The sequence below is a fragment of the Martinezella sp. CNPSo 3732 genome, assembly GCF_057784515.1.
In genome coordinates, this window is the sequence record NZ_JBXSOO010000018.1 from 57,895 (window position 1) to 71,241 (window position 13,347).

The 13,347-nt window shown below is 56.6% G+C and carries 15 protein-coding genes; 5 read left to right on the forward strand and 10 right to left on the reverse strand.

The window, feature by feature from the left end:
- Positions 1-24: 24 nt before the first annotated feature.
- The 4 genes from AC13RM_RS24225 to AC13RM_RS24240 form a co-directional block, all read right to left on the reverse strand.
- Positions 25-609 carry a YceI family protein gene (locus AC13RM_RS24225; RefSeq protein ID WP_488555681.1) on the reverse strand — a complete coding sequence of 195 codons (585 nt, stop codon included), beginning with the start codon at positions 607-609 and terminating at the stop codon, positions 25-27.
- 18 nt (positions 610-627) lie between these two features.
- Positions 628-1,455 (reverse strand): hypothetical protein, encoded by an 828-nt coding sequence (locus AC13RM_RS24230; RefSeq protein WP_488555682.1) that lies wholly within the window; start codon positions 1,453-1,455, stop codon positions 628-630.
- A gap of 381 nt (positions 1,456-1,836) precedes the next feature.
- Positions 1,837-2,451 (reverse strand): TetR/AcrR family transcriptional regulator, encoded by a 615-nt coding sequence (locus AC13RM_RS24235; protein WP_488555683.1) that lies wholly within the window; start codon positions 2,449-2,451, stop codon positions 1,837-1,839.
- A gap of 57 nt (positions 2,452-2,508) precedes the next feature.
- The gene (locus AC13RM_RS24240; protein WP_488555684.1) at positions 2,509-2,955 is read right to left on the reverse strand and encodes a DoxX family protein; all 447 of its coding nucleotides are present in this window, start codon (positions 2,953-2,955) and stop codon (positions 2,509-2,511) included.
- Positions 2,956-3,005: 50 nt separating this feature from the next.
- Here AC13RM_RS24240 and AC13RM_RS24245 point away from each other — a divergent pair, with 50 nt between their 5' ends.
- The 3 genes from AC13RM_RS24245 to gfa all read left to right on the forward strand — a co-directional run bounded on the left by AC13RM_RS24245 (position 3,006) and on the right by gfa (position 5,716).
- Positions 3,006-4,112 (forward strand): alcohol dehydrogenase catalytic domain-containing protein, encoded by a 1,107-nt coding sequence (locus AC13RM_RS24245; RefSeq protein ID WP_488555685.1) that lies wholly within the window; start codon positions 3,006-3,008, stop codon positions 4,110-4,112.
- A gap of 132 nt (positions 4,113-4,244) precedes the next feature.
- Complete coding sequence (gene fghA, locus AC13RM_RS24250) at positions 4,245-5,081, forward strand: S-formylglutathione hydrolase (protein WP_488555759.1); 837 nt, start codon at positions 4,245-4,247, stop codon at positions 5,079-5,081.
- Between the two features lie 62 nt (positions 5,082-5,143).
- Positions 5,144-5,716: an S-(hydroxymethyl)glutathione synthase gene (gene gfa / locus AC13RM_RS24255; RefSeq protein ID WP_488555686.1), complete on the forward strand. Its 573-nt coding sequence runs from the start codon at positions 5,144-5,146 to the stop codon at positions 5,714-5,716.
- Between the two features lie 185 nt (positions 5,717-5,901).
- Here the strand turns inward: gfa and AC13RM_RS24260 are convergent, their stop codons facing one another.
- Positions 5,902-6,798 (reverse strand): alpha/beta hydrolase family protein, encoded by an 897-nt coding sequence (locus tag AC13RM_RS24260; RefSeq protein ID WP_488555687.1) that lies wholly within the window; start codon positions 6,796-6,798, stop codon positions 5,902-5,904.
- A 54-nt stretch (positions 6,799-6,852) separates the two neighbouring features.
- On the opposite strand from AC13RM_RS24260, the gene AC13RM_RS24265 reads away from it, so the two are divergent.
- Positions 6,853-7,404: a TetR/AcrR family transcriptional regulator gene (locus tag AC13RM_RS24265; protein WP_488555688.1), complete on the forward strand. Its 552-nt coding sequence runs from the start codon at positions 6,853-6,855 to the stop codon at positions 7,402-7,404.
- Between the two features lie 563 nt (positions 7,405-7,967).
- On the opposite strand, the gene AC13RM_RS24270 is transcribed toward AC13RM_RS24265, so the two are convergent.
- A complete protein-coding gene (locus AC13RM_RS24270) occupies positions 7,968-8,597 on the reverse strand; it encodes a class I SAM-dependent methyltransferase (protein ID WP_488555689.1) in 630 nt (209 codons plus the stop codon).
- Positions 8,598-8,863: 266 nt separating this feature from the next.
- A complete protein-coding gene (locus tag AC13RM_RS24275; protein WP_488555690.1) occupies positions 8,864-9,472 on the reverse strand; it encodes an FMN-dependent NADH-azoreductase in 609 nt (202 codons plus the stop codon).
- A 212-nt stretch (positions 9,473-9,684) separates the two neighbouring features.
- Between AC13RM_RS24275 and AC13RM_RS24280 the strand changes: the two genes are divergently transcribed.
- The gene (locus AC13RM_RS24280; protein WP_488555691.1) at positions 9,685-10,278 is read left to right on the forward strand and encodes a TetR/AcrR family transcriptional regulator; all 594 of its coding nucleotides are present in this window, start codon (positions 9,685-9,687) and stop codon (positions 10,276-10,278) included.
- 437 nt (positions 10,279-10,715) lie between these two features.
- Here AC13RM_RS24280 and trbI read toward each other — a convergent pair whose 3' ends face one another.
- Genes trbI through trbG form a run of 3 tightly spaced genes read right to left on the reverse strand, consistent with a single transcriptional unit; the run spans position 10,716 to position 13,329 of the window.
- Positions 10,716-12,035: an IncP-type conjugal transfer protein TrbI gene (trbI, locus tag AC13RM_RS24285; RefSeq protein WP_488555692.1), complete on the reverse strand. Its 1,320-nt coding sequence runs from the start codon at positions 12,033-12,035 to the stop codon at positions 10,716-10,718.
- A gap of 11 nt (positions 12,036-12,046) precedes the next feature.
- Positions 12,047-12,508 carry a conjugal transfer protein TrbH gene (gene trbH / locus AC13RM_RS24290; RefSeq protein ID WP_488555693.1) on the reverse strand — a complete coding sequence of 154 codons (462 nt, stop codon included), beginning with the start codon at positions 12,506-12,508 and terminating at the stop codon, positions 12,047-12,049.
- Positions 12,505-13,329, reverse strand: coding sequence for a P-type conjugative transfer protein TrbG (gene trbG / locus AC13RM_RS24295; protein WP_488555694.1), 825 nt, complete (start codon positions 13,327-13,329; stop codon positions 12,505-12,507). Before trbG ends, trbH begins: the two co-directional genes overlap by 4 nt.
- Positions 13,330-13,347 lie beyond the last annotated feature (18 nt).

The following is a 13,347-nucleotide window of genomic DNA, read 5'->3' on the forward strand; positions in this document are numbered from 1 at the left end:
AACGTGAATATTGGGCTATTGCGTTCAGCTCTGATGCTCACGACCTTCGACCTGGATCACCAGATCGACCTCGTCGCCGATCATGCCAAGTGCGGCCTTCATGCCGAAATCGCTTCGCTTCACTTTGGTTGTTGCGCTAAAGCCCACGACATGGCTCTTGTCCCACGGATTCTGGCCTTCCTTGTTAAAGGTCACATCCAGAGTTGTTGCCTTCGTCACACCCGCGATGGTGAGATCTCCGACAATTTGGCCTGTCGTATCGGTCGTCTTCTTGAATTCCTTGCCGACAAATTTGATTTCCGGAAATTCCGTAGCATTGAACCAGTCGGCGCCCTGGATATCGCCGTCGCGCTGCTTGTTGTTGGTCGAGATCGCCGCGACGCTCACGTTGACGGCAAGACTGCTGGCATCCGGTTTCGCAGCGTCGAAATCGAACGTCCCGGAAAATTCCCTCGCCACGCCGATCACGCGGGAAAAGCCCAGATGGTCGATGTAGAACGCTATTCCCGAATGCACGGGATCAATGTCGAACTTCGTGGCCCATGCGGGATTTCCCACCAGCATCAGCAGCGGTGTTGAAAGCAAAAATACTGCAAGTCGTCTTTTCATTTCCATCTTCCTCCTCAGTTAAACAGGGAAATCCGTGCCGTAGTCGAGAAACACCACCAGCGCCGCCAATATCGCTGGCACGATGGCAAGGGCGACGTAGACAACGAGGCGAGCAAACGGCGCTGAGATGCCGATCCGACGGCAGACGCGTTCAGAAACGAGCGGTGGGAGCACGACACACAAGGCAAGCATAGCAAGAGCAGCCAGGTCGGTCTTGCGCGTGACCAGGACGACGGTATCTGCGACAGACAGCAGCCCACCAAGGGCTCCCAGATAGGATGCAGACCTGAAGCGAAAGGCGGGCTTGATCACATGCACAACCAGAACTCCGAATGAGGCGGCTGCATAAAGCAGACAAAGCTGAAAGGTCGAGGACGATGCGCCAAGCAGTGCGATCGGGGCAAAGCCCAATGCAAGCACCGCAACACCACCGCCACGCCTGATATCGTCATCGCTCGCTTCTCCATTACCGAAGAGAGCAAATGCCATGACGGCTACGCCCGCAATCGCCGCGAAGAAAACCTCCCACGGAGCAGCACCAAGTATCGGCTGGCCAATGTAGACGGCTGCCGCGACAGGCTGGAGCAATGCGAGCATCTTTGCGAGATGCCGCAGCCCGCCAAATTCCAGGACAGTCCCGGCAACGGTGCCCAATAGGGCGATATAGAAGATCTTGTTGACAGCACCGACCGGAGGGAATGCCGGCATCTTGTTGTAGACGAACCAATAGGCAGTCAGAAACGAAACCGGCATCAGAAGGTCGGTGGCGCAGATAATTTTGCGCCATCGCATGAAAGCCGAAGCCGCCACTGCGCCTGCCATGAAGACGAGCACAGATGCGGCCATGATCTCCTGCGGGGAGTTGCCGAACCCTAGCATCCAAGCTTTTCCGATTGTTACTTGATAAAACGAGGATCGCACGCGATTAGCTGCGCGTTGCGCCGTCCGCGAATGCCGCTAGGCCATGATGGATGCAGGTTGATTCATTTTTCCCCTCCCTTGACGGCCGCTCCTCAACGGCCTGGTCATTTTGACCAAAATACCAAATGGACTTCACATACCATATAGTTTTCGAATTCAAGATAGTCTTCGAAATTTTTGCTGTCAAGCCGGGGGATTGGTTGGCTGTTCGGGGACCGTAGAAGCACGCCACGCCCTGCCCGAAGCCTGGGGCCTTCGGACGAAGCGCGGCGACGTAATCGCATAAACCTGAGACGCGCCGCGTGGTCAGTTCACGCTTGAGGTCGATTTCGCTTCCTGCGAAGAACGATGCATTGCGCCGAGGACGATCCGCACCATGTCACCAGGCGCACCATCCTTCAGGAAGCTCGAAATACCGCCATAAGTCAGTTCGAGGACGATACCACCGACGTAGAATGGGGTTGCAGGCGACCGCATGGTCAGACCGAGCTTCCGTATCAGGATTTCGCCCACACCTTCCCACTGATCGCGGAAAAGCTTGATGTGACGATCGCCAAGCGTCTTGTCGTGCTGGGCCATTCGCAGCAACTCGATGGCGAGCATACCCCACTTGCGATCATCGCCGCGATTGTTGGCCCAATCTGCCAGCACATCGATCAGTTCGATCGGATCATCGTATTTTCCAAGAAGATCGGTGAGTTGCACCACGTCCCCACCCGCATTGCCTGCAAGAAGCTGGAGGAAGATGTCTTCCTTATTGGCGAAGTTCGAATAGAAGGCGCCCTTCGAATATCCTGCCTCTTCCGCAATGCGCTCAATCGACGCGCCTGCGTAGCCGTACCGCGCCATAACCTCATAAGCAGACTCAAGAAGCTTTTCCTTCGTCCTTGCCTGACTTTGCTCACGTGTCAGCCGTGCCATTTGCAGTTCCTGTCCGTTCAGTATCTGGAAACTGACGCGTACCTCAAAATGCAATGATCATACAATAGCCAATAGCAAACAAATGATCGCCCAGAAGATCGGATATTCCGGCCCCATCTTCTGCCAACGCCAATTTGGGCCGTTGATTTTCACAACTGCGTAAGCCGCACCCAGCATGACAAGTGCGCCGAAGACAGCGGCTATGCGCGGGTAAATCGAAAAAACGAGACCGATCGCGGCCACGGCCTCCATCGCCATGGTAATGCCGACGAACAGCTTGGCGGGACGAAAACCCGCATTCTCGAATGTGCCGGCTGCCTTCTCGTAGTGCAGCCCCTTCCCGATCAGATGAGGCACGAACCAGATGCCGCAAAGGAGTCCGAGCCACTCAGCTAGATCGATATGCATTTCCTCCTCCTTGGACGCCCTGGCGTCCCTGCGTTCTACGTCAGCGAGAAAAATGATTCTCTTCGCTTGCTTTTTCAGATACCAAACGGTATTCACAATCCATATCGAATGTCAATACGATGCGTTTTTGAGAGTGGGAGGATGGTATGAATACAATGCGGGCTGCGCGGCTGCATGCGGTAGGCCAACCAATGAGCATCGACGAGGTCGAGCGCCCCGTCGCGACCGGAAGCGACGTGGTTGTCCGAGTAAAAGCTTGCGGAATGGTTCCGAACCTTGGCAACGTCCTGGCGAATTGGGAGACGTGGTATCCGCAAATGCCGCTGCCGCCGCGCCCTGCGATTCACGGCCTCGATCCCAGCGGGATCGTCCATCAGGTAGGGCCGCAGGTCGTCAGCATTAAGCCCGGCGATCGCGTCTATGTTAACCCAGGGCGCTTTTGCGGGGCTTGCCATCATTGCTCATCGGGAAAGCCGCAAGCTTGCGAATATTGGACGCTCGGGGGATATTTCGGCTATAATCCCAAGAGCTTGGAGATGTTCGCCCGCTATCCCTATGGAGGCTTTGGCGAATATATGCTGGCTCCCCAGGCGCAGATTGTCAAAATTCCCGACAATATGAGTTTCGTGCAGGGGTCCCGGATGGGTTACCTCGGAACCTCCTACGCCGCATTGAAAAAATGCGGGCCTTTGATGGGAAGGACGCTGATTATCAATGGCGCGACCGGCACCCTGGGCCTGGGTGCGACACTGTTCGCCTTGGCCATGGGTGTTGCCAAAATCTATGCAATCGCCAGAGGCGAAAAGCTGCTTGAGAGGCTAGAGGCCATTGCCCCCGACAGAATTGTCACCTTCTCGAATACAAAGGGATCCTCCGCAGCCTTCGTCAGGGAACAGACCAATGGACGTGGCGCCGATCTGATGCTCGATACGCTGGGGGCAAAAGCCCCGCTGGAATCCATGCGGGACGCGATGGGCGGCCTCAAGCGAGGGGGCCGGATCGTGAACATCGGCGGCACCTCCGGCGAACTCCCCGTCGACGTCAAATGGTGGATGGACGAACAGATGGAATTGATCGGCTCGGTCTGGTTCACGGCAGCTGAAGGCATGGAGATCGCCGCTATGGTCGAAGCAGGGATCATCGATCTGGATGTCATGTCGCCGATGATCTGGCCGATCGAGAAAATCAACGAGGCGATCTCAGGCGTCGGCAAGGATGAAGGTGGCTTCACCTACTATGCGGTCGAATTGTAATCGACGGATTGGCGTCTTCTCATCGCATAATGATGGGCGGCTAGAGGCAAAGGCCCCAACTCAAGGCCAGAGCGTCGACCATGCATGCGGTTCTCGACGGCAAAATCTATCGAGCGGGGCAAGGGCACAGATATGAAACGAATTTCGCTGGAGCGATCATATGGTGGAACGCAGGGCGTCTACACGCATCGGTCGGACACATGTGACTGCAATATGACCTTCGCCATTTACCTGCCGCCCCAAGCAGACGAACGTCCCTGCCCCGTCGTATGGTACTTGTCCGGCCTGAGTTGCTCCCATGCCAACGTCATGGAAAAGGGTGAGTACAGGCGCACAGCCGCCTCGCTGGGACTGATCGTCGTCTGCCCGGACACCAGCCCTCGAGGACAAGGTCTGCCGGACGAGCCCGACAATTGGCAATTTGGGAGCGGTGCCGGATTCTATCTGGACGCCACCCAGCCGCCCTTCGATACAAATTATCGAATGTATTCTTATGTCATCGACGAACTGCCGCGCGTCATCGCGGCGGAGTTTCCGGCAGATATATCGCGGCAGGCGATCTTTGGACACTCCATGGGCGGCCATGGCGCCCTGACGCTCGCGCTGAAAAATCCGGATCGTTTTCGCAGCTGTTCGGCATTCGCACCGATCTCGCGACCTATGCGGGCCGATTGGTCGCGGCCTGCTTTCGAACGATACTTGGGGGTCGACGAAACGACGTGGCGCGCCTACGACAGCTGTGCGCTCATCGAAGACGGCTACCGATTCCCGGAGTTTCTGATCGATCAAGGCACCGCCGACACGTTTCTCGAGGACGGTCTTCGCCCGCAGGAACTTCAGAAGGCCTGCGCTGACGCGGGTATCAAACTGACATTGCGCATGCAGGAGGATTATGGCCACTCCTACTACTTCGTTTCGACATTCATGAAGGACCATTTAAGGTGGCACGCGGATCGGCTCGCTCCATGATCTGCCACCTCTCGACGTTCAGCAAGCTGGACAGGTGTCCGGCAATTTAGGAGGAAGCACTGATGGCAAGCATCGGAATACACCCTCATGTGGATGGTGGTCTCGGCAAAAGCGATGTGTCGTTCGCCGGGGGCACATTGGTCTGCAAGTGCAGCACAAACCCCGTGCGTATCAGGATAAAGGGTGACATCGCTCATAATCATGCTTGTGGGTGCACTAAGTGCTGGAAGCCGACTGGCGCGAACTTTTCGATCGTTGCGGTGGCCCCGACCGAGAATGTTGAGGTTCTGGAAAACGGCGACAAACTCGCTATCGTCGATCCGAACGCCCTCATCCAACGCCATGCATGCCAGGAGTGTGGTGTCCATATGTATGGTCCCGTCGAACGCGACCATCCCTTCAATGGTCTCTCCTTCGTTCATCCTGAGCGTTTTGAGGAGAGCGGCTGGTCGCAACCGGGCTTCGCCGCCTTCGTCTCCTCGATCATCGAAAGCGGTTTCGATCCCGACAAGATGGATGAGGTTCGCTCGAGCCTCAGAGATCTTGGGCTTGAGCCCTACGACTGCCTGTCACCCGCGCTGATGGATTATATTGCGACGTGGACTGCCAAGAAGAATGGGATTCTCGCCGCCTAAGATCTAATGAAACATTCGGCTTGCCTTGATCAGCAATTGAGGCAAGCCTGCGATCTACCCGAACAGAACGCGTTGTCAGCCGACAATTGCCGCTGCGGCTGATCCGCACTTCACAGTGCGCCGCCGCGAAGTGCGGCCACGCAATCCCAGCGTCACGCAGTGCTGACAGATTCGGATTCATAAGGTTACGCCGGCGATCCCGCCAGATCGCCATTCAGCTCAAGAACGGCGGGCCATGCAGAGACGCTTTTTGCGGACAAAACCTCTATATGTCTGAGCGATTTCAATCCGAATTCCGACGGTTTCAACAGTATGCGTCTGACGCTGCCGGGGGGGAAGCGATCAGCATACTTCCACACCGAAACAGGTGGCACGATCACATCGTCTTCCATGGTCACGATATTCACGTCAAAGCGCGGGGCCGAAAAATCGGGTTTAGGCAGCGAATCTCCGATATCGCTCCCGAAAAAGTCGCGGCTCGTGCACCAGCGACGCCACTGCCAATAGACACCTGCGGGCAAATCGGCTCCCAAAAGAAGCTTGCGACCGGGCAGATAACCTGCCAGCACCGTTGCCAAGGGGCCGATACCATACCAAAATGCCAGAACGGTCGGCCGGTAGTTCCAGGGATGATCGCTTACGTGAGCGAAGCCGGCACCGATTGCTATTACTCGCTCGACCCGCGCACTATGACGTCGAAAGGCAAAAGCGAGACCACCGATCGAATGGCCAAGCAGCCATAGGGGTCCTTGGGTTGCCAACCTCTCCAAGGCTGCTTCGGCCGCTGCCTGATCTTTGATGCACCATGTGGCGAGTGTCGCGCGGCTTTTGCGCATTGAGCCTCGCTGTGAAGCGCCAAAATCGCGGTAGTCATAAGTCAGTACGCCGATACCTTGACTGGCGGCCCAGCTGGCGAATGCTCTATAGTAACGCTGCGGAACACCTGTCGCGCCGTGCAGGACGAGATGAGCACGGGCGGGATCGGTCGGCTGATAGAAGCTGCCGACAAGACACGTGTCTTCAACCTCAATGTGAATCTCCTGTACCCCTGTCATCAGGCGTCCTTGGTTTCTGTAGACCATTTGGTCTATTACGACAAGTAGACCGAATGGTCCAGGGGTAGTAATGATGGAATCATGGAAGAAGCAAACAATCGGAATATCCTCATTCGCGCCGCCGCAACGCTATTTCGCCAGCGGGGCTACGCCGGTGTTGGATTGAGCGATATCCTTAAAATGGCAGATTTGCCAAAAGGATCGCTCTACTACCACTTTCCCGGCGGCAAACAGCAGTTGGCCGAGGAGGCGACACGATGGGCGGATCAAATCGTTGGAAATCTCATTGAGACCAGTTTCCGTGATACTGCATCTTTCCCCGATGGATCGACCACGCTTTGTCGTGCAATAGCAGGCATTGCATCTGCCCAGGAGCATTTTAGCGGTTGCCCGGTTCTCAGCATCGTTCTGGCAGGAGAAAAAAACCCGGAACTGCGTATAATGGCAGCGCAGGTTCTCGATCGATGGATGGAACGGATTGCCTCTCACGCACGCCGGCTCAATCAGAACTCACCCGAAGAGGCTGCAGCCTTGCTGGTCATGCAGATCGAAGGAGCATGGCTGATTGCCATGGCTCAGCAGAACCCTGTGTCATTCGAGATTCTCGAACGCTCATTGGCTGGAAAAATGTAATATCCTCGACGGTGTTTCGTCGACGGAGGCACTGTGCTTCCTGCTCCGCCCTCTGGGTGATCGACGATCGATACGATAGTGGATGGTGCCGGAACCGTCCTAGGCTATATCGCGTGTCTTTCTCGGTTCTGCTCTTTCGTCAACATCGGTCGAACCCGGCATTACGCATACTGACTATTGCTCGGCGCACGATTTGAGCCATTTTGCAACCATCGCCCGATATCGATGGATCAGCATTGCGCTAGCTCAATCGGAGATGGATACATTGCGTGGATGCTAGTAGCGCTTTTACCAGCACTTTTGAGCATCCCGTACGCACCGATCGAGTTTGTGTTTACCCCGTACTGGACCGATCGCGGGATAAGTTACCCATCTTCCCCGGCTCGCGGGCTTTGTTGGAGGTTTGATTTGTATCAATGATGTCTTCGATAGAGAACAGTCTCCACGCTCATTCAAGGATCGAATACGTTTCAATGGCCAAAGCATGAAAATTGCGTACCTCCGTATGCAGACAATTCACAAAGTTGGAAGGCCAGAGCTACCGACGGAAAACAAGCAATGATTCAATTTTCCTGGTTTTGAAGAATCTCGGGCTCAAAGGGAAGTTTACCGCCCTTGAACGGTCTCCGTCTGCTTATTCGATAAACGAAAGCCGGGGGCAAATTGCGCAGAGTGCCACCGATGCAATGGGCCTTCAATCCAAGCCGATCAAGTATGGCACGTGGCACCGGGCATCGCAGGCCATAGGTGAATTGGTAGAAATTGCCGCCATTCCGTAGGTAGGCGAACGCGCCGAACAGAATAGCAATCACCTTCCGAGGCCGCATGGACAAGAGCGGTAGCCCGCTCACAACCGAAGCGACTGATTTCGACATAAACAAATTGCTATTCGCCATATTTGCTGCGTCCATCTGCAGTACCCTCGCCTCCGGAAAATGCTGCTGCAGGCGCTGAGCGAAATCTTCTCCGAATTCAATGAGCGTCAGATCATCTTGCCGAAGACCACGAGCAAGGAGCGCCCGTGTAAAGACGCCAGTCCCGGGTCCTAGTTCCAATACCGGCCCCTGAGACGGTGAGATCTCCAACGTCATTAGTTGTGCAAGTGCTTCGCTGGATGGTGCGATCGCCGCGACACGGCGCGGATCGGAGATAAGCGAACGTACGAAACGCAAATGGTCGATAATCAAATCCATGCTGGTGCTCATCGCATTGATACCTTCGCTTTTCCACGCCAGACGACGAATAAGAGCCCCTCGGCCGCGTCGATGAGATTGATGCCGGGCGCAAATGCGCGACACAGCTGTGGCCGATTGACGGGTTGCGGACGGGAACGAGAAATCCGTTCCCTGCGCGCGATATTGCGCCGGAGCCGGTCCCCCCGGCCATATCAGCGCCGATAAAGGATTCCACACGTTTGCTCGATGGCATGGTGCGCGCTCCGGATTACTGCGGCATTTGATCAGGCCGCGAGCCCTTCAATCTCCGCCAAGGCGGCTGCCATCGCGGCATTACGGTTCTCCGTACTGATGCCGAGACCTTCAGCGCGGATGAAGCTAATGTTGGTCACACCCAAGAAGGTGAAGAAGCCTTTGAGATAGCTCTCCTGGTGATCGAGCATGGCACCAGGCTTGCCTTCGCTGTAGAGATTTCCGCGCGAGGAAGCGATGATCAGACGCTTTCCTGTCACCAGCCCTTCCGCGCCGCTGGACGTGTAACGGAAGGTCTTCCCAGCGACTGCGACACGGTCGAGCCATGCTTTGAGCTGAGAAGGCAGAGAAAAATTGTACATTGGCGCCCCGATGACAATGACATCGGCATCAAGGAAATCGTCGAGGGCTCTGGTATTGCGAGCGACATTCTCGCTCTTCGCTCCGTCCTCTGGAACTGAGCCCCTCTGGGCCAGCAACTCGTAAGCGGTTAAATGCCCCAGTGGTTCGGCGGCGAGGTCGTAGTGAATGACCGAAGTCGAAGGTCTAAGAGCGGTGAGCCGCTTGACGATAGCCCCGGATAGCTGGCGACTGGCCGAATGTTCGCTGAGAATGCTGGCGTCGACATGCAGGAGTTTCAAAATTCGTATCCTTTCGTATGTCCTCGCGACGGAGCTTCCGATCGGGAGAGTTGCATTCGACGCCGCCTGCGCAGTCGCCGGCTTTAGTCTAGTCGAGACCGCCGCAGGGTTAGGCAGTCCCTCTCATTCAAAAAATTACAGTCACTGCGATTTTCATATATTGCAGTGGCTGCGAATTTACAAGGGGTGCGGCCTGTGATAGTTGCCATCGCATGGAAAAGGAATCACTAGACCAGGCTGGCTGGCGCGAGAGGAAGCGTCGGGAGACGCTGCAGCGCATTGCCGAAATGGGGCTTAAGCTCTTCATCGAGAACGGCTACGAGGCGACGACGCTGGATGCGATCACAGCCGCTTCGGGCATATCCCCGCGTACATTCTTTTACTATTTCAAATCGAAAGAGGAGATCCTGCTGACTTGGCAACAGGGATTGCCGGATGCAGTTCGCGCCGCAGTGCTTGCCGAATCGACAGATCAGGCCTCGCTTCACGTTGTGCGCAACGCGCTTTTGAAGATGGCGACGCAGTTCGACTCCGCTCAAGCCATTACGATCTACCGAATCCTTCGCTCAAACGAACAGCTTCGAGCGAGCAATCTCGCCAAGTTCTTACAGATGGAACAGGCTGCGTTCGAGGCGCTCTGCGAGCTCTGGCCTCAGGCCAAGCGACGTAAAGGACTTCAGATGGTGGCGATGGTGTCCATAGGCGCTCTGCGCGTGGCGCTCGACGCCTGGGCGGACGAGGTGCAGCCTAAGCCACTTGTGAAGACCCTGAAAGAACAGTTCGCGAGCCTGGAAGCCGAGCTGTGAACGAGCAAGAGGGTTCGGGTCTGGAGCCAATTCGACGGTGAAGTTAGGTGCGGCCACTCTTCATATGGCCTTAGCTTTTCAGATCAGCGGCGAATAGACATAGATCTGGCGGCGCTGCCGCCTCGTGCGGCTCGCCCACTACCCCGATCTTGACAAGACTTGCTACAGCCGCACTGGCTGCGGAGGAGGAGGCGCTGGATTTTTTGGAAATTGTCTGCGCTGCAAGGATCGGGCGCGGCTGCATTAGCTAATGGGCTCTTACTGCGCGTCCGATCACGCCGATCGTCTGTGGATGCGCGTCGACCATGATAATTAGATCGCGTGCTCGATTTCACAAGTAGAATCACTGTTGGGTAAAAGTAAGATCTGAAGTGCGGCCAACAACGCGGTGACTCCCGTGTCGAAAGCCACGTGAAATTACTCGCGTTGAAACCAAGCTAATTTCCTTGGGCTCCTCGGAACATAAGGTCTTGTTCGACGAGAACGTTGAATTTGTATCCAGGCCGGATCTCAAGTGTCGGCTGAATATTGAGGTTCTTGCCGATCGTCTGTTCGGCGACGCGGCCGAAGCTCTCTGCGAAATTCCGTCGTGCCGCATCGGACGCAGTATCTTGCGTGGCGAGCGTCGAGCTCTCCGGCATGGACGCATCGATCCCCGTTCCGATCAGCGCGATCAGTACTGCCGATCCGAAGGTCCTCAAATAATGGTTGTTCACCTTGTCGCTGAAGCCACCATACCCTTGAGCATCCGTCCCAGCCATGCCACCAATCTGCAGCGTCGAGCCGTTCGGGAAGACAATGTCGGTCCAGATGACGAGAACACGGTTCTGGCCGAATGACACCTTGCTGTCGTATCGGCCGAGCAGCTTCGTTCCCTGCGGGATCAGGAGGCGATATCCTGTTGCGGAATCGAAGACGTTCTGGCTGACCTGGGCTGTGATCCGCCCCGGCAGGTCGGAGTTGATACCCGTGATCAGCGTTGCCGGAATGACGGAGCCTCGTTTTAACTCATAGGGAGACTGCTGCGGCACAATACGGTTCGGGAGGTAACCGGCCTCCTTGAGATCCGCATTGAAGAAGTCCTCCTTAGACTTTTGCGCGTTCGGATCGAGATTCTGTCCGCCAATGCCGGCGCGCAGTGCCGCCGCATAGAGGTCCGATGCCCCGCTATTGGTTGCCGTGGACGAAGAGGAATTGGTTGTCTCGGCACTTGAATCGGAGATCTCACCTCCCTTCGAACTGAATTTCCCATGATCGACGGAGATGGGGGCATCATAGGCTGAATCATCGGCTTGAAGTCTCGCCATCCGCTGGCGTTGCAGCTCGCGCAAATATTGCTCGTCCTGTTCGCGCTTCAGGCGGGCACGCCAAACTCTTTCTGCCTCGTGTTCCTGGGATGGCTGTGTCTGCTGGCGGGGCTCGGGCTGCGGCGCAAACGGATTGGTGTTACTCCTCTCATCCTTTGCTTCAACGGGAGTCGGCTGGAGGGGCGAGGTTTGTTGGGGTTCGCCAATGATCGCGTCGCCGACGCCGCGCTTAAGCTGGTCGGCAAATGTCGATGCTGGGTTGCCGGAGCTTCCACTGGGGCCTTCGTCTCGGCGGAGAAATATCCCACGGGTGGTGAGACCATAGAAGATGACAGCAAGGAAAACGACGAGCAGAACGACCAGGACGATGATCGGAAGCCGATTGACCCGGCGGATGCCGCTCTCTGAGTCCTGGTTGGGCGCACCGCCGAGCTTGAGGGATTGCACCATTGTTCTCTCCCCTACCCGCGACGCATGACGGAAAGCGGGCTTGCCGGCGACGCGCCTTGCTGGGTCACGCTGTAGGCGCGGCCGAGCTCCACAGCTTTCATCGATAGCCGTGCAAGAACTTGCCCTTCGAAGGGCTCAACGACATAGGCGAGCGGGATGGCCGCATTGTCTCCGGCGGTCTTCTGGTCGGTGACCACGGCGTACCCCGATCCTCGAAGAGCAGACTCCATCGCTCGCCCGAACGGAGAGCCATCCTGCTTCAGCACGATCGTACCTGTTCCCGGACCGACGTGTTCGGAAAGCCGGCTCACCATGTCCGTTGCGATCGAAGTCGCAGTTGCCGCGGAAATATCCGCTGGAGCCTTGCTGGCAACCAGACCACTAGGGCCAAGGCTCTGGCAACCGGAAAGGAGAAAGGAGAGTGCGAGGGCAAGGCCGACACGGCGGATGGGATGGACGGATAAAGCTCTCATCCCCGCCCTCCCCGTCGGATCGTGATCTTTTCCTGCTTCCGGCCGACGCCGGAGACAAGCACCGCCTTGTCGACATTGTAGTCGACGATCATCATGTCATTCTTCATGCGATAATTGACGATGCGGTTCTCGCCGCCGGAGACGACAAACAGCACCGGCGCGTCCTGACCGGAGATCGCCCGCGGAAACTGGATGTACGTCTTCGAGCCGTCGCTGTAGACACGGCTCGGTCGCCAACCGGCGTTACCCGAGATTGAATAGCCGAATTGCAACTGCTCAGCCGGCACTCCGGCGCCGGGAATTGTGCTGGCTTCCATGCGCGCGTTGACGTCGGCAAGTTTTGCCGAGACGTCCTCCGGAAACTCAAATCCGACGCGAGCCATATATTGCGTCGGGTTCGACTTGAGCTGGATATGGTAGGTCCGGCGCGATGTTGTGACGACCATCGAGGTCACGAGGCCAGCCTCCGAAGGTTTGACGATCAGGTGGATTGCCTGAGCGCCGGCCGCTCCCGAGGTCGCAGCCTCGACCTTCCAGCGCACGATATCGCCCACCAGCACATCGCGCACGACTTCGCCTGCCTGAAGCTCGATATCGCAGACCTGGAGCGGCGAACACACCACGGAGGGTTGGACCTCACCGTAGAGAAAGATCACTTTGCCGTCCGGACCTTTCGTCACGAGGCCAGCATTGCCCCGCCAGCGGCCGGATATGCTTGTCCCCTTGGCTTCGTTCGCCGAAAGTTTTTGGGCGATCGCCTGTGACGCGACCGTGGCGCCGGAAATGTTGATCGCCAAAGCGATCACAATGGTTCCGGCCATCCGGACTATTGTCGTTCT